This window comes from Gemmatimonadaceae bacterium, assembly GCA_020846935.1.
Classification (GTDB): domain Bacteria; phylum Gemmatimonadota; class Gemmatimonadetes; order Gemmatimonadales; family Gemmatimonadaceae; genus RBC101.
The window spans coordinates 615410-631697 of sequence record JADLCY010000001.1 but is presented as its reverse complement, the minus strand read 5'-3'; the positions used below and the strand labels follow the sequence as shown (position 1 = coordinate 631697).

Genomic DNA, 16288 nt, shown 5'->3' with positions numbered 1-16288 from the left:
CGTCATGGTCAGAACCCCACCTTGAAGCCGAAGTTGAATCCGCGCGGCATGGGGAAGTTGCCGTAGTCGATGCCGGAGGCGCCCGAGCCGCCAACGGCGGCGGTATTGCCGTTCACGATGGGGTCGAGGCCGGAATAGTTGGTGATGAGGAAGAGGTCCGTGCCCGTGATGAACACGCGCGCGTCGCGCATCTTCGCAAAGCCCTTGGGCAGCGCATAGGAGAGCGTGACGTCGCGCAGCCGCATCCAGTTGATGTCCTGCTCGATGAACAGTTCCTCGCTGATGCCGGTGTAATACCCCAGCTGCGTCGCCGGAATCACCACGATGTTGTTGGGCGTCGGTGTCGCGCTGTTCTCCTTGCCGTCCCGCAGCACGCCCTTGATCACCCGGGGTTGCTCACGATCGAGTGTCCGCATGCTGAGGCCGCGCGCCGTGAGGTATTGCTCGGTGGCGTTGAACACGTCGCCGCCCCGCCGGAAGTCCAGCAGGAAGCTGAGCTGCATGTTGCGCCACGTGACCGTGTTGGTGACACCGAGGAGCCACTGCGGCTGTCGATCGTAGCCCGCGTCGATGAAGCTCGCCGAGCGGAGCGGCAGGCCGGTGGTCGGGTCGATCAGCAGCTCCCCGTTCTTGTTGCGCTGGTAGAAGAGGCCGGTGAGCGAGCGTGTGGACATACCCGGCGACGTGCCGTTGCGCACGTTGCCGAAGAGCCAGGTGTCCGACACGTAGGACTCCGGCAAGGCGTTGGGCAGGGCCAGCACGCGACCCTTCGCTCGCTCGAAGTTCGCCTGCACGTCCCAGTTGATGGCCGACGTCGCGACCGGCACCGCGTGCAGCGTGACCTCGGTGCCCTCGTTGCGCGTCACCGCACCGTTCAGGTTGAACAGGATGAAGCCGGTCGCGTAGCTGCCGCGGATGTCGTTGACGATCTGGTCCTTGGTCTGCTTGCGGTACCAGGTCACGTCGACGCCAAGGCGCTCGTCCAGGAACGTGAGCTCGGTGCCAAACTCGTAGGAGCGCGCGAACTCGGGCTTGAGCGCCAGATTCGGCCCGGTGAAGCCGTACCCGTAACCGCCGTACGACGTGGTCTTGAACTCGAGCGACGGTCGATAAGCGTACGGACGCGCGTCCTTGCCCACCTCGGCGTACGCAGCGCGCAGTTTGCCACTCATGAACTTCCCGATCGAGGGAAACGCATCCGAGAAGATGAAGCTGCCGGAGATCGACGGGTACACGAACGAGTTGCGGTCCGTGGGGATCGTCGAGGTCCAGTCGTTGCGCGCAGTGCCGGTGAGGTAGAGGTAGTCCCGGTAGCTCAGCGTGGCGCTGCCAAAGAGGCTCACCAGCCGGCGCTGCGAGGTGGTCGTGCGGTTGGTGCGCAGGTTGGTGTTGTTGACCGATACAAAGTTCGGATCGAGGAAGTCCTGGCCCTTGAGCGCCGAGGTCACCGACTTGAAGTCCGAGACCTGGTTGCCGAGGAGCCCGCTGATGCTGAACCCGCCACCCAGCGTGCGCTCGGTGATGTTGAGCACCGTCTGCGCATTGAGGTTGCGAACGACGTCGTTGGCCTCGTCGATGACACCGTTGTAGGTGAAGCCGAGCGCGCTCTCCGGATGGCGGAGGATCTGGTTCTCGTTGGTGTAGCCGTCGAGGCCGATGTTGGTGCGCAGGCTCCCCCAGGTGAACGGCGTCACCTGCAGACCGAGGTTGGTCACGATGCGCCCGTTGCGCGAGTTGACGCGGTTCTTCTCGAGGTTGAAGTAGGGGTTGTCGATTTCGCCCGCCTCGGCGAGCGACGTGATGCGCCGCCGACCGCCGGCGGGCGTGAGCCAGTCGCGGGCATCGTCGTTCTGCGGCCAGAGGAGAAGGCCCATCAAGGGGCCAAAGTTGCCCTTGTACGGCTGGTCGTTGTCAGCCACGGCGTAGGCCATGGAGAGGTCGGCGCGCAGCCAGCGGTTTACTTGCGCCTGCGATGCGCCGGTCAGGTTCACGCGGCGATAGTCGGAGTTGCGCACCACACCTTCCTGGCGGTTGCCGGCCAGGGCGAGCCGGTAGTTGATGCGGTTGTCGCCGGTGGCGCCGTTGAACGACAGGTTGTGCTGCTGCGAGAGCCCGGTGCGGAAGAAGCCGTCGACGTTGTCGTAGAACTTCGTGCCGGCGGCGTAGGGCGCTCCGAAGTACGAGAAGGAGTTGAGCAGCTCACCGGTGATGCCGGTAGGTCCGTACACGCGCTGCAGCTCGGGCTCGGCGCGTGTCTTCTCCATGCGGAAGCTCGTGCTGTATTCGAACCCGCTGCTGCCGGCGCGGCCGCGCTTGGTCGTGATCACGATGGCACCGTTGGCCGCGTCGATGCCGTAGAGCGCCGACGCCTCGGGGCCCTTGAGCACCACCAGCGTCTCGATGTCTTCCGGGTTGATGTCCGCCGCACGATTGGTGAAGTCCACGCCGCGGTTGCTGAACGCGGTCAGCGAGCCCGGTGCATCGGAGGCGAGCACGCCGGTGTTGAGCGTCTTGTTGTCGATTGGCAGGCCGTCGACGATCATCAGCGGCTGGTTGCTGCTCGAAATCGAGCTGACGCCGCGGATCGTGATCGACGATGACGCGCCGGGCACGCCGGAACTGCTCGTGACCTCGACGCCGGCCACTCGACCCTGCAATGCGTTGATGAAGTTCTCTCGCCGCGTGCCCGCGATGTCGGCGCCAGCCACCATCTGCTGCGAGGTGCCGAGCGCGCGTTGCATGGTCGATTGCCCAAGCGCGGAAATCACGACCGCGTCGAGCTGCGTCGTGACTTTGGCCAGTTGCACGTCGATCGCGCCGTCGGCTGCGATGGTACGCTCCGCAGGCGAATAGCCAAGGAAGCGATACACAAGCACCTGGCCCACATCGGCGCGCACGGAGTAGCTGCCGTCGGTGTTGGTCAGGGTGCCGCGATTCGTTCCCTTGATGATGACCTGGACTCCCGGCAGGCCGCCCGCTTGCGCGTCGGTCACCCGACCGGTGACCGTGCGCTGTTGGGCGAACGCCGTGGCGGCGAAGAGGAACGTGCCCAGGAGGGAGCCGACGAGACGTCGTTTCATGGGATGCTTCCGAGCGGGGAAGGTGGTGGCGCGCGACTCCGCGCTGCCGTCGGGCGAAATGACTGGATGACCAAGCACCGAGCTCGCAGGGCAATACTACGCACGGCGATCACGGGACACCAGATCACAAGGGGACGGTCAGCCTGTCAGGGATCCCCGGTGGAACCCACGCACCACTACTCGTGCCGGATCGCGTCGATCGGAGAGAGCCGCGCGGCACGCAGTGCCGGAAACGTGCCGAAGGCCACCCCGACCACGACGGCGGCAACCACTGCAGTCAGCAACGTCGGGACGGTCACGGTGGCGCGCAGCGGCGCGAGCGGGACCATCGCGCGCACGACCGCCGACAGCGAATACGCCGCTCCGAGGCCAAGCAGCGTGCCGCATGCACTTCCGAGCGCGGCGATCGCCACGGATTCGGCGAGGAACTGCAGCAGCACGTCGCGGTGGCGCGCGCCCAGCGCCTTGCGTACCCCGATCTCGCGCGTGCGCTCGGTCACGCTGGCCAGCAACACGTTCATGATGCCGACGCCGCCAACGAACAGCGCGATACCGGCCAGGCTGCCCATGACCAGCTTGAAGACGAGCATTGCCGTCTGCACTTCGGCAATCCGCGCGAGCTGCGTCGTCACGCGCACGCGCTGGCGCCAGTTGCGGTAGCGCGTGGCGAGCCACTCCTCGATCTCGGCCTTCACCGAGTTCACCGCCTCGAAGCGCGAGGCGCGCACGACGAGCGAAGGCTTGAGCGCGCGCCCGCCGCCGAACATGGACACGGCGCTGCGCACGGGGATGTAGACCTCATACCGCTGCTCTCCGGTAAACGGCGGCATGATCCCCACGGCCACGAGCGGGCGCCGGTGTACGCGAATCGTGCGTCCCAGCATCAGCGTCGGGTCGCCCGTTGGGGACAGTTCGCTGGCCAGCTTGTGCGAGAGTACGACGACCGACGCGCCGCGCGCCGCTTCGCCATCGGTGAAGTAGCGTCCGGCCTGAAGGCTCCGTCGGCCGAAGTCCAGAAAGTTCGCCAGCGTCGCGGTCACCTCCGCCGCGCGTGGCGCGGTAAAGGCGCCACTCACGATCGCGCGCGCGGTCGCCACCATGGTCACCTCGGCGCGTTCCATCATGGTTTCTCCCAGTTCAGCTGCGTCGTGGGTGTCAAAGACGACGTAGCCACCGAGCGGAAAATCAAAGCCGTCTCGGTTCTCCGTTGTCCGCGACGCCACCGTCACGGACTGGACATCGGTCCGAGCGGCGAGCTGTTCGCGCGCGTATTCCTCCAGCCCATCGGCGAGTGTGAGGGTGGCGATGACCGAAGCGACGCCGATGACGACACCGATCGTCGAGAGCGAGGTCCGGAGCGGGTTGACGAAGAGGCCGAGGAGCCCTTCGGTGATCGAAGCGACGGAGGGAGATGCCATGGGGCCAACCTTAGGCGCCTGGGAGTCTGTCGCGGCATTGGACGTTGGTTGCTGCCGACCTCCAACTTTCGAAGGATGCCGTCGTCGATCCGGCAGGCCGTAGCTTCCGTGGCCTGTGGTGCTCCGTCATCCCGAGCCTCTCGTCGTCCGCCATCTCCTTGCCGTCGCCAGTGCCTCCTGCCGCGCTCGAACCGCTTTTCGCCCACAACGCCCAGGCGTGGCTGAGGGCGTGGGTGGGCGCGCAGGGCGTGGCGTTGAGCATCGCCACGCTCGTGGCGCTCGACGGCAACGGCGTCGGTGCGCGCGGTACCACACCGGGCGCGATCGCGGCCTTTGCCGCGGTGGTCGCGGCCCTGCACGCCCTGGGGTACGCGCGGTACCGCGCGATCCTGCAGCGTCGGTGGCGCGTGATCGTCTATTGCGGGCTCTGCTGGAGCACGCTGCTGTTCGGGCTCCGGCTGCACGGTCTTTACAGCATCATGATCCCCGGGGCCGTGCTTCAGGGCTTTCTCTTTCTGCCGTTTGCCTGGGCGGCGGTGACGCTGACGCTCCTCGGCAGCGGCCTCGTGGCCCTGACCGTGCGTGCGGCGCGGGATCAGGGGCTGCCGGCCATGCTTACGCGGGTGGCAACGTCGCTGACCGCGACCCTGCTTCCCGGCGCGATCATGCTCTACATCCATCGCGCCAACCGCGAGGCCGCGCTTCGGCGCGACCTGCTGCAGCAACTGGAGGCCGCGCATCGCGATCTCGCGGCGCGTGCGCGCGAAGCGGGCGTGCTGGCGGAGCGTCAACGCCTGTCCCGCGACCTGCACGACACGCTGGCCCAGGGCTTTGCGTCGGTCGTGCGGCAGCTCGAGGCCGTGCAGCTCGCGCTGCCCGACGGTGCCGCCCTCGATGACGCGCACCGGACGCGCATTCTGACGCACCTGGGACACGCGCAGGAGGTGTCGCGCGCGAGCCTGACGGAAATCCGTCGGCTCGTGCTTTCGCTGCGGCCGACGGAACTCGCCAATGCGCCGATCGTCGAGGCCCTCGAGCGCGTGGTGGCGCAGTGGGGTTCGGCGCACGGCGTCGCAACGACGTTCACCGCCGACGAGATGCCGGCGCTGCAGGGCGACGCCGAGGTCACGCTGCTGCGCGTTACGCAGGAGGCGTTGAGCAACGTGGCGCGTCACGCCCGTGCCGCAGCGGTTCGCGTGGCGTTGAGCTGCGTCGACGAGCTGGTGATGCTGGCCATCGAAGACGACGGCCGGGGGTTTGTGCCATCCGACGACGGTGATGGCGAGCACCTCGGGCTGCGCGGGATGCGCGATCGCGCGCGCCGGCTTGGCGGCTACGTGCTCGTCGACAGCGCGCCGGGGGACGGGGTCAGCGTGACCCTGGCGCTGCCGCTGTCCGTCGTTGGTGAGAGCCCGCGGGTGGAACCCACATGACGACGCCGATCCGCGTCCTCGTGGCCGACGACCACCCGGTGGTGCGCAGCGGCATCGCGAGCGTGCTCGGGACGCAGCCTGACTTTTCCGTGGTCGGGGAATGCGCGGATGGCGAGCAGGCGGTGCAGGCGGCTGTCTCGCTTGCCCCCGACCTGGTGCTGATGGATCTGCGCATGCCGGTGCGCGGCGGCGTTTCGGCGATCGAAGAGATCGGCCGGCGTGCGCCCGCGATCCGGGTGGTGGTGCTTACCACATACGCCACCGACGGCGACGTGCTGCGTGCCATCGAGGCTGGTGCGGTGGGCTACTTGCTGAAGGACGTGCCGCACGAGGAACTGTTCCGTGCGCTTCGGGCCGTGGCACGCGGCGAGCGGTATCTCGCGCCGGGCGTCGCCGACCGCCTGGTATCCAGCTGGACCGCCCGACCCCGGAGCGCCCTGACCAAGCGGGAGGCCGCGATCCTCGCGCACGTCGCGCGCGGCGCGTCGAACAAGGAGGTGGCCGCCGCGCTCGGCATCACCGAGACCACGGTGAAGGCGCACCTCGTCCATGTCTTCGAGAAGCTCGGCGTCGACAACCGAACGGCAGCAGCCAGGGTGGCCCTTGAGCGCGGGCTGGTGGGTGGCTGACTGCCACTCGAGGGTGCACACTCCCTTCCATGGCGAGCAACGCAGGCATCAAATGGGGAGGATGACGTGGTGCGCCCTGGTGGCGCTCGCGTGTGCGCAGAAGCGCGAGGTGACGGCCGTCGCACCGGAGCAGGTGATCGAGGTCGTTGGCACCGAATACGCGTTCGTCACGCCGGACAGCGTGAATGCCGGGCGAACCGTGTTCCGGTTGCGCAACACCGGGAAGGTGCTGCACGAGATGATCATTCTCCGACTACGTCCCGGATCATCGGTGCAGGATCTGCTGCGGGCGCGCGAGGCCGGGCGCAGCACGCAGCCCTTTCTTGATGGCGGAAGTGCCGTGCTGTTTGCGCCGCCCGGTGAGCTTGGCGACCACGAGATCACGGTGGATCTCGAGCCAGGGAGAACGTACGCGCTGTGGTGTCAGTTCAGTGACAGCGCCGGGCGGCCCGAGCACTACACGTTAGGCATGTTCAAGCCACTGCACGTGCGCAACGGCGTCGCCGGAGCCGCGCCGCCGGACTCGGCGCGCGTGGTCCAGGTCGGGGCCACGGACTACGCCTTCGACGTCCCCGACACGATCGACGCCGGGCTTGTGCGACTCGCGCTGCAGAATCGCGGCAAGCAGCGCCACGAGCTCTCGTTCGGTCGCCTCACACCCGCGGTGCAGGGACACCAGGTACTCACGGACTACCTCGCAGGCAAGCCGATCGACTACGCCCTTGGCGACGACGGCGCGGTCCTCACGGCGCCTGGCGGCGATCCGAATCCCTTCTACATCCGTGTGCGACTCGCCAGCGGCGAGCGGTACATCATGCTCTGTGAGTTTGCCGACACGACCGGCGCGCCCGAGCATGTGAAGCTCGGGATGTTCAAGGAGCTCGTCGTCAGGTAACGCGTCAGCCCAACGGCGTGTCAGGGCACGCGATCGGTGTAGCCGTCGCCCAGGTACATCCGCACCACGCGGCCGTCGCGCTCCACGAACCGCACCACCTCGCCGACCGCACCACCGCCCGACGGGAACACCACGCGGAATCGGCCCTCGCCCAGTGGCTCCAACGTCGTCGGCGTGTCCACGTTGTCGGCGTTAGGCGTGATCAGCACGAGCTTGTCCTTGAGCGCGACGACCTGCTGGTCGCCCCAGTCGCCGCGATAGAGCCCGGCAAATCGCGCCCACGACGGATCCCACGCCACCGTGACTGACTTCGGCGTGGTGAGTCTTGCCACGGCCTCGCCCACGGTGTTCATGAGCTGGCGCGCAATGCCGCCGGGGTCGGAGTCATTCGTGTTGGTCAGCACGATCACGCCCACGCGGCTGTCGAGCTGGATGAGGGTGTTGGTGGTGTTGCCGAGATATCCGCCGCCGTGGCCGACGTAGACCTTGTCGCGATAGCGGTTCACGCCAAAGCCGATGCCCGTGCCGTTCGCCCAGGAGTTCTCCAGCGAGCGCACGCGGTGCATCTCGCGGAGGGAGCCCGACGAGAGGATGCGTGGCCCACCACGTGCGCCCTTGCGGAACTGCGCCGAGACGAACCGTGCCATGTCCTCGACGTTGGAGGTGAGCCCGGTGGCCGCGCCCATGCCGCGGGCGTCGATGAACGGAATGATCGCGCGCGAGCCGTCGGGCATGCGTCGCCCGTAGCCGACCGTCAGGCCGGGCACTTCACGGTCCACACTCGACGAGGACATGCCTAACGGGTCAAAGACGTTGGACTGAAGGTATCCCGCCCAGGTCTGACCGCTGGCCGCCTCCACCACCATGCCGGCGATGGTGTACGCCAGGTTCGAGTACTTCCAGCGCACCGATGGCGCGAAGGACGCCTGGCGGTCCCCGATCAGCTGCTTGACCTGCTCTCCGGTCGGGAAGTTGTTGCTCGACCAGTGGTCGCCGGCCTCGCGCGGAAGGCCCGAGCTGTGACTGAGCAACTGCTCCACGGTGATCGGGCCGTCGTCGTCGCCGGCCGGCTTCACGTGGAACCATGGCAGGTGCTTCGACACGGGATCGTCCAGCCGCACCTTGCCCTGTTCACGGAGCTGCATGATCGCCGTGGCCGTGAAGAGCTTGCTGTGCGACGCCATGCGGAACTTCGTGGCCGGTGTCATCGGCACCCGGTTCTTCACGTCGGCCCAGCCGAACCCCTTCGACCACACCAGGTCCTGGTCTGCCACCACGCCCACTGCGACGCCGGGCAACCCCTTGTATGCGATCTGTCCTTCGAGCCACGCCGAGAAGAGCCGGGCCGCGCCGAGGACGTCGGGGTCGCTGGCGATGGTCGAGCTGCTCTGGGCGCTGGCCGGCGTTGCCGCAACCATACCGCCGACGAGGACGACACCGAGCCGCGCACGGAGGGCTCGGGAGATCAGGGAACGTGGTGACATGGCGGCCTTCGCGATGGGGTCGGGCCCAAGGCTCGCCGCCGAATGCCGGGCCGTCAAGACGCCGACGCGGACCGCTCGTCTCCGCTCCTAACGACCCGCGGCCGAAGGCGGCGGCAGGGGCTTTGCTCCCTTTCGCGGCACCCGGACTCCTACGGGCCCCACATACTCGTCAAGCCGGCGCCGGTGCCATTGCAGGCCCGCGCTGTCCGCGCTGGCGAGGTTGTGCGCCTCGAAGGGGTCGGTCCCGAGGTCATACAGCGCCTCGCCCCCGCGCGCATCGATGATGTAGTGCTGCCGCGGGGAGATGACGGAATACATCGGCCCCCACGCCGTGGGCCAGTAATCGTTCTTCTCGCTCGCCCAGCGGTGCTTGTCCACGATCGCGGCGCGCGTGCTGTCGCCCATCGTCACCGAGTCGGGCAGCGTGGCCAGTTGGTTGAGCGAGGTTCCCTCGAAGCCGTGGGCAACACCGGGAAAGGCGAGATCGGCCACGGTGGCCGGAATGTCCCGGATCGACACGATGTCGCGGCGTCGACCCATGAGCCCCGGATTCCGCGGGTCGACGACCACCAGCGGCACCTGGAGCGACACGCGATACAGACTGCGGTTGTGCCCCAGGAACGTCGGGCCGCGCTCGCCGAACTCTTCCCCGTGGTCCGACGTGACCACGAGGACCGTGTTGTCGGCCAGGCCGCGCGCACGCAGCGCCGCGACCAGCTCGCCTAACGAATGGTCGTCGTAGGCAATGCCGCCGTCGTACATGTCGCGCAGCTGGTTCAGCACCGCGGACGGGGCCGAACGCAGGGTCTCGTCGGCCCAGTAGCGCGTGCCCCGTGGCGCAAACGCGGTGTCGAACGGTGCCGGCGCCGCATACGGCTCGTGCGCATCGAAGTAGTTGAGCACCGCAAAGAACGGTCGGTCGCCGCGCCGGTCGAGCCACGACAGGAACGAGGCGTTCACATGGGTGGCGCGCCGGCGGAGCAACGTATGGTGCCGGCCCAGCATCACGCCGACGTTGAACACGTTGCGGCCAAGCAGCTCCCACGTGTGCGCGATGACCGGGGCATGGATCGGTGGGCGCGCGTCGTACGTGGCGAAGCCGCGATCGATGCCATAATCCGGCGAACCGTAGAACAGGTTGGCCGTCATGCTCGCCGTGGCATACCCGCGCGCCGAAAAGAACTCGGCGATCGTCGGCGGCACGGTGTCCAGCGGGATCCCCGACCCGACGCTCAGGCGATCGGGATAGAGGCCGGTAAAGATGCTGGCGTGCGAAGGGAGCGACCACGGCGACGTGGCGAAGGCATGCTCGAAGACCAGGCCGCGCGCCCCAAGGCTGTCGAGCACCGGCGTCGTGCGCCGCGCGTAGCCGTAGAGCGACATATTCTGCGCGCGCGCCGTGTCCCAGATGAGCACGACGATGTTCGGCGACCCCGCAGGGGCCGGGGCGGTTGGCAGCGCTGCCGCCTCGCGTGCGTGTCGGCGCCACGGCACGACGATCGCCGTCAGCAGCGCCGTCGCGGCAAGCCCGAGACTCGTGGCGCGCGCGATGCGACCGATGACGGCGGGCCATCCATCAAAGAGCCGCTGCGCCGCGACCGCGACACCGGCCCCGAAGATCACCTTGGACCAGGTCCCCAGTCCGAGAGACATCGCGGTCACCAGTCCGTACGTGGCCACTCCGGCGGCCAGGGCCACCGCCCAGCGACGCAGGCCCCATTGCGTGGGCACGAGCGCGCTCACGCCGAGCCACAGCGCCACGACCAACCCCAGGGCAACGAGCGCGGCGAGTGGCGTCATCCAGAACACCTCGCCGGCCACGTATTGCCCGATGGGCAGGTGACGCACCCGGTTGCGATACACAGCCACCGTCGCTTCGGCGAAACCCGAGGTCAAGGCAATGGCCGCGCACGCCCAGAGCAGGTTCGAGAGCCGCGCCGTCGCCGGCAAAGGGGCCGATGCTGTCACGAGGGGGAGGTAGGAGTCACGTCGTGCGACCATATCGCGAGACGAGCGCGCGCGCCACTCGTCACCGCGACCCGGCGTCGGGTCGACCGCAGCGACCACGGCGGAAGTCCGTCGCCGTGCAGGTAAAGTACGGAGTCGCCCAGAGGCCGGCGGAAGCACGCCGCGCATCGTCCGCCGCGCCGCGCAGCACGGCGGCGTACTTCACGTTAGGCGGGAGAACGTACACCGCAGCCAGCCCGGCCCGGATCACGGCAACGTTTACCATGGTCGTGTCGTCGCGCCACACCCAGGCGAGCAGACGACCATACCGATCACGCTCCCGCACATCGAGTTCCAGACCCACCAGCGCCCCGACCGGCATCGTGCGCTCCACGAACTCGCGCGAGCGCTCGCCGTAGGGTCGTTGCGCCAGCTCCGGGGCGTCCACACCGAGCAGGCGCACGCGGTGGGCCGCACCTTCGCGCGTACACTCGAACGAATCGCCGTCCACCACCCGAGACACGCGACACTCGAGTCCGGGCACCTGGCGCTGCGCGGCTGCGCCGCACGCCCATGGCAGGGAGAGCGAGGCGGCGAGCAGGAGTGGGGAAGCGAACGCGCGAAGTCGCCGCATGAGAAGTCGGAGCCTACGCCCTCCCGCCAGCTGCCGTCAACCGCGAACATTCGTGGACCTGAACCGGAGACAACCATGGTCCTGCGGTCGCTCACGATCGCCACGCTGCTGGGCGCGTCTTCCCTGGCCGCGCAAGCTCCGTCCCGTGCGGCGCTGGTCCAGCGGCTGGATTCCATTGCGGGCGCACCTGTCGCGGCGGGCAGCGTGGCCGGCATGGCCGTCGCTGTGGTGCGCGGTCGCGACACGCTCCTGTTGAAGGGGTACGGCCTCGCCGACCTCGAGAACCAGGTTCCCGCCACCCCACAGTCGGTCTTCCGCATCGGTTCAGTCACCAAGCAGTTCACCGCCGCCGCCGTGATGCAGCTCGTCGAGCAGGGCAAGGTAAGCCTTGATGACGACATGGCGAAGTTTCTCCCCAGGTACCCGACGCGCGGCAAGCGCATCACGGTGCGTCACCTCCTCAATCACACGTCGGGCATCCCGAGCTACACCGATGTCGGCGCCACCTTCGGCGCCGTGATTCGCTCCGACCTCTCACACGATTCCCTCGTCGCGCTCATCGCGCCGAACGCGCTGATGTTCGAACCCGTGTCACATTTCTACTACAACAACACCGGGTACTACATGCTCGGCATGCTGATCGAACAAGTGACCGGCAAGTCCTACAGCGACTGGCTGGCCGCGCAGATGTTTGCGCCCCTCGGCCTGCCCGGGACCACCTACTGCGACACGCGCAAACTCATTCCCCGGCGAGCGCACGGCCATGATCGCGGAGCGCAGGGGCTTGTGAACACATCGTTCATCAGCATGGACCTGCCGTACGCCGCGGGTTCGCTGTGCTCCACGGTCGTGGACCTGGTGCGATGGACTGACCACCTCGCCTCGGGCCGTGTGGTGTCGTCGGCGTCGTATGGCGCGATGACCTCGCCGGTTCCGCTCACGAGCGGTCGCCCCATGACCTACGGGTTCGGCCTTACCGTCGATACGCTTGGCGCGCACCGCGTCGTTTCGCACGGCGGCGGCATCAACGGATTCATCTCATCGCTCGTGCACCTGCCGCAGGACTCGCTCATCATCGCGGTGCTCGCCAACACCAGTCCGGCGCCCGCGGATCAGGTGGCCATGGCCCTCGCGCGCGCGACGCTCGGCCTGCCCCCGGCCACGCCGCCAGGCCCGCCGAAGGACCTGGCGATCGCGGCCGCCGACCGAGCGAAGTTCGCGGGCTCGTACGACCTCACGCGACCCGATGGCACCCGGAATCCCGTGCGCATCTTCGAAGAGAATGGGCAGCTCATGATCCAGTCCGACGGGGAGCGCGCCGTGCGCCTGATGAGCCAGGGTGGCGATGTGTTCATCGCGCCCGGCGTCGGTCGTGTGGCCTTCGATGTTGCCGGGGCCCGCGTCACCGGCTTCGTACTCGGCGGCGGCGCCCGCAGGTTGGAAGCTGTCCGCCGCTAGGTCCTCTGCTCACCATCACCACTCAGAGTCACCGACCGTGATCACTCTCCTCGCCGAGTTCAGCGTCAAGCCGGGTCAGGCCGACCGGGCGCTGGCTCTTGTGAACGCCGTGGCCGCCGACGCGCAGGCCAACCAGCCCGGCACGCTGCTGTACTATGCGCACCGGGTGCTCAACGGCGCCGGCCAACCCACGAGTCGCCTGGCGTTCCACGAGTGTTACGCCGATCAGGCGGCGCTGCAGGCGCACCTCGCCTCGCCGTCCTGGCAGGCTCTGGTGGCGGTGTGGTCCGAATGCTTCGAGGGCATCCCGGCCGACGTGGCCGTGACGAGTCTCGATCGCCTGGCCGGCTTTACACGTTAGGCGCTGGCGGCCCCCGGTCAGGGGATCGCGGCAAGGCGCGGCTGCACCACCTCCCATGCCACACGCTGCAGCTCGCGGGCGAGTGACACGGGCAGGGCAAGGCGGGGTGCCCCGGCCGGTGGCCCCGGCCTGGGCTCGTCCAGGGTGCGCCGTGTGGTCGGGGGGAGTCCAATCGGCGAGGTCCGGAACAGTGTCGAGAAGAACACGACCGCGGCGAGGTAGGTGCCCGCCGGGCTCGGGTGCGAGCCGTCGGCGTCGAACAGCGACAGCTGTGCCTCGCGCAACGCCACGCCTACCGCCGGGTCAGCCCGCGCCCGGCGCCAGGCCTCGCCCACCGGAACGATCAGTGCGCCGGTCGCGGTCGCTGCGGACGTGTAGGTCATGGTGAGCGTGTCCTGCGACAGTGGCCGTGCCTCGCGCGCCCACGTGAGGTACAATGCCAGCCTCGCCCCGACCGCCCTGGTCTCGGCTGCCAACCTTGGCACGTCACGCAGGGTCGCCGAGGGCGCGTCGATCGGGCGCGTGCTTTGCTCCTGCAGGACGACCACGTTCCACCCGCCACGCCGGATCGCGGCGAGCGCATCTCCACGGGCGAGGTGCATTTCGAGCGTGTGGCCGCCGAACAGTACCTGCTCAGGAGCGACGCGTTGCGCTTCCCGCGACGCTCGCGACAGATCGGCGACGACGGAGGGCAGGTCGTTGTAGTACGTGTAGCTGTTGCCGACGAAAAGCACGTGAAGTGCCGTGGTGTCACGGGCCGTGGCTTGTGCGCCGGTGTAGCGCGGCAGCGCGCCGAGCCCGACTGCCAGGAGCGCGATGCGGGCGACGTGGCGGAGCGTGACGAGCGGTTTCATCGACGATGACTGGCCGAGGTAAGGTGCACCATCATAGCGCGCCAGGGACCACCGCGCACATGGACATCGGCTGCGCACCGATACAACGTCCGTCCAGGGCCGGCGCACGCACGTTCACCGTGGCACCGACCCCCATCGAGATGAATCGGGCCGACATCGTTACCGAACTCCGTCAGCTCGTGCTCCCGCGCATGCACTTCGTCGTCGTGGGTGGCGCGGCGATGACCCTGCGCGACTTGCGGGAAACCGACGACATCGATCTCGTCGTGAGTCGCGAGCTGTTCCAGTCTCTCGAGCGCGAAGGCTGGGCCCCGGGCGCGCGTCCCGACGGAAAGCCTGCGCTCGGTCGCGGCCACGTCGAGGCGTGTCTCGACCTGAGCTGTGGCGAGTTCGAACGCACCAGCGAGTGGCTGCGCACGCATGCCGACACGCTCCACGGGCTGCCGGTGGTCGACCTGCTGACCCTCGTCGCCTGCAAGTCGGCACGCGGCCAGCCGAAAGACGTGGCCGATGTCGCGCTCATCCGCGCCCGCCATCCCTCGCTCGTCGCAAAGCTCGACGCCAACCGCACGTGACGGGCGTCGCGGGGGCCGCGGCGCCCGGGTGATGGTTGCGCGGCCGACGCCTCCGGGCGGCCGCGCGCTCCTGGTGACGATCCCGACCGCCTAGCGCTTGCGGGCGCGCCCTCGTCGCAGCGACCGCGTCGAGTGCCCTGCGACGCGCTGCGCGGACTTCCGGGTGGCGGCCCTGGTCGTCGGGCGGGCGGGGCGCTTCGTCGTCCTGTGCAACGCCGGCTTCGTGGCCTTGCGGGCCGTAAGCTTCGTGCCCTTGCGGGCCGTCAGCTTCGCGGCCTTGCGAGCGGTCGGCTTCGCGCCCTTGCGAGCGGTCGGCTTCGCGGCCCTGCGGGCTGACGGCTTCGCGGCCTTCCTCGGCCGGTTCCTTGCCGCCGACTTCGCGGCCTTGCGACCCGCTGGACGCGATGATGCCGTGACCTTCTTCGCTGCCTTCTTCGCCTTCGTGGCGCCCGACCCAGTCGCGGCGCGCGCCTTGCCCTTTGGGGTCGCCTTTGCCCCCTTGCTGGCCGCCTTCAATCCGGTGGCCTTCTTCGCGGCCCGCGCGGGCGGCGTCGCGGAGGAGCGAATCGGGTTCAGGTGGTGCAGCGCGAACGCCGCGCCCTGAGGATCGTTGAGGACCGCGATCGATCCATCGGGGATGTCCATCTGCGGTCGCACCACGGTCGCACCAGCCCCGGTCGCTCGCTCAACACCTTCGCCAACGTCCTTCACGCACAGGTACACCAGCCAGCACGACGGCAACTGCTCCATGCCCGGAAGCTTGTCATACATGCCGCCGTACATCGCCGAGCCCTTGCCGAACATGGCGTACATCAAGCCATCCCCCATGTCACTCTCGGTGATCGCGTCCCATCCAAAGAGGTCACGATAGAACTCGAACGCCGCCCGGCGGTCAGTCGTCATGAGTTCGTGCCACGAGAACCGACCGACGGCCGCGGTGCCGTCCCACGCGCCCGATGCATGAGCGGACCTGTACACGCCGAAGACCGCGCCCTGGGGATCCTGCACCACGGCAAACCGTCCCGTGCCGGGAATCTCGGCGGGCCCATGAAGGGTCCTGGCGCCGAGTGACACCGCGCGTGCCACGGTGTCGTCGACGTTGCTGCTTTCGACGTATGGCATCCAGTTGGGTGGCACGCCGTGGCCCGCCATCTCGTCGCTCAGCCGAAAGATCCCGGCTACCGGCACGTCTCGGTTTGTGAACAGCATGTAGTCCCCATCGAACGTCTGAGTGCCCCAGCCGCTCAAGGTCGGGTAGAATCGCGTCGCCGCGCCCACGTCAGGTGTCGTGAGTTCGTACCAGGTGAATTGCCCGTGCATCGTGTACCGTCGTTGTGAGGGAGGGTGCCGCCCTGTAAACGGCAGACGTGAGGGAAGCCTGTCCAGACGCAGCGTGATTCGACGGCACCGCCTCGATGCAGAACGGGGGCGGCCGACATGCGTCGTCGGCCACCCCCGTCTTGGTCCTGCATCTCGCGGCCGGGCCATGGACCGCCTCCCCGTCGCCCGGCCCGCGATCC

The 16288-nt window shown here is 68.3% G+C and carries 13 protein-coding genes; 6 read left to right on the top strand and 7 right to left on the bottom strand.

Annotation, left to right across the window (positions count from 1 at the left end; all coding sequences use genetic code 11):
- Positions 1-8: 8 nt before the first annotated feature.
- Both IT361_02650 and IT361_02645 read right to left on the bottom strand, forming a co-directional pair.
- The gene (locus IT361_02650) at positions 9-3080 is read right to left on the bottom strand and encodes a SusC/RagA family TonB-linked outer membrane protein (GenBank protein MCC6316565.1); all 3072 of its coding nucleotides are present in this window, start codon (positions 3078-3080) and stop codon (positions 9-11) included.
- 176 nt (positions 3081-3256) lie between these two features.
- A complete protein-coding gene (locus IT361_02645; GenBank protein MCC6316564.1) occupies positions 3257-4498 on the bottom strand; it encodes an ABC transporter permease in 1242 nt (413 codons plus the stop codon).
- Between the two features lie 170 nt (positions 4499-4668).
- Here IT361_02645 and IT361_02640 point away from each other — a divergent pair, with 170 nt between their 5' ends.
- The 3 genes from IT361_02640 to IT361_02630 all read left to right on the top strand — a co-directional run bounded on the left by IT361_02640 (position 4669) and on the right by IT361_02630 (position 7455).
- Complete coding sequence (locus tag IT361_02640) at positions 4669-5931, top strand: sensor histidine kinase (GenBank protein MCC6316563.1); 1263 nt, start codon at positions 4669-4671, stop codon at positions 5929-5931.
- Positions 5928-6560 carry a response regulator transcription factor gene (locus IT361_02635; protein ID MCC6316562.1) on the top strand — a complete coding sequence of 211 codons (633 nt, stop codon included), beginning with the start codon at positions 5928-5930 and terminating at the stop codon, positions 6558-6560. Before IT361_02640 ends, IT361_02635 begins: the two co-directional genes overlap by 4 nt.
- Positions 6561-6621: 61 nt before the next feature.
- Positions 6622-7455, top strand: coding sequence for a hypothetical protein (locus IT361_02630; protein MCC6316561.1), 834 nt, complete (start codon positions 6622-6624; stop codon positions 7453-7455).
- A gap of 20 nt (positions 7456-7475) precedes the next feature.
- Here the strand turns inward: IT361_02630 and IT361_02625 are convergent, their stop codons facing one another.
- The 3 genes from IT361_02625 to IT361_02615 form a co-directional block, all read right to left on the bottom strand.
- Entirely contained in the window at positions 7476-8939 is a 1464-nt protein-coding gene (locus IT361_02625) for a beta-lactamase family protein (GenBank protein ID MCC6316560.1), read from the bottom strand.
- Positions 8940-9026: 87 nt separating this feature from the next.
- The gene (locus IT361_02620; GenBank protein ID MCC6316559.1) at positions 9027-10907 is read right to left on the bottom strand and encodes a sulfatase-like hydrolase/transferase; all 1881 of its coding nucleotides are present in this window, start codon (positions 10905-10907) and stop codon (positions 9027-9029) included.
- 61 nt (positions 10908-10968) lie between these two features.
- A complete protein-coding gene (locus tag IT361_02615; GenBank protein ID MCC6316558.1) occupies positions 10969-11520 on the bottom strand; it encodes a thermonuclease family protein in 552 nt (183 codons plus the stop codon).
- A 75-nt stretch (positions 11521-11595) separates the two neighbouring features.
- On the opposite strand from IT361_02615, the gene IT361_02610 reads away from it, so the two are divergent.
- Both IT361_02610 and IT361_02605 read left to right on the top strand, forming a co-directional pair.
- Positions 11596-12978, top strand: a complete 1383-nt coding sequence (locus IT361_02610; GenBank protein ID MCC6316557.1) for a beta-lactamase family protein — start codon at positions 11596-11598, stop codon at positions 12976-12978.
- Between the two features lie 37 nt (positions 12979-13015).
- A complete protein-coding gene (locus tag IT361_02605) occupies positions 13016-13339 on the top strand; it encodes an antibiotic biosynthesis monooxygenase (protein ID MCC6316556.1) in 324 nt (107 codons plus the stop codon).
- Positions 13340-13356: 17 nt separating this feature from the next.
- Here IT361_02605 and IT361_02600 read toward each other — a convergent pair whose 3' ends face one another.
- On the bottom strand, positions 13357-14193 hold the full coding sequence (locus tag IT361_02600) for a hypothetical protein (protein MCC6316555.1): 837 nt from the start codon (positions 14191-14193) through the stop codon (positions 13357-13359).
- 119 nt (positions 14194-14312) lie between these two features.
- On the opposite strand from IT361_02600, the gene IT361_02595 reads away from it, so the two are divergent.
- The gene (locus IT361_02595; GenBank protein MCC6316554.1) at positions 14313-14768 is read left to right on the top strand and encodes a hypothetical protein; all 456 of its coding nucleotides are present in this window, start codon (positions 14313-14315) and stop codon (positions 14766-14768) included.
- 90 nt (positions 14769-14858) lie between these two features.
- On the opposite strand, the gene IT361_02590 is transcribed toward IT361_02595, so the two are convergent.
- The gene (locus IT361_02590; GenBank protein MCC6316553.1) at positions 14859-16088 is read right to left on the bottom strand and encodes a VOC family protein; all 1230 of its coding nucleotides are present in this window, start codon (positions 16086-16088) and stop codon (positions 14859-14861) included.
- Between the last annotated feature and the right edge of the window lie 200 nt (positions 16089-16288).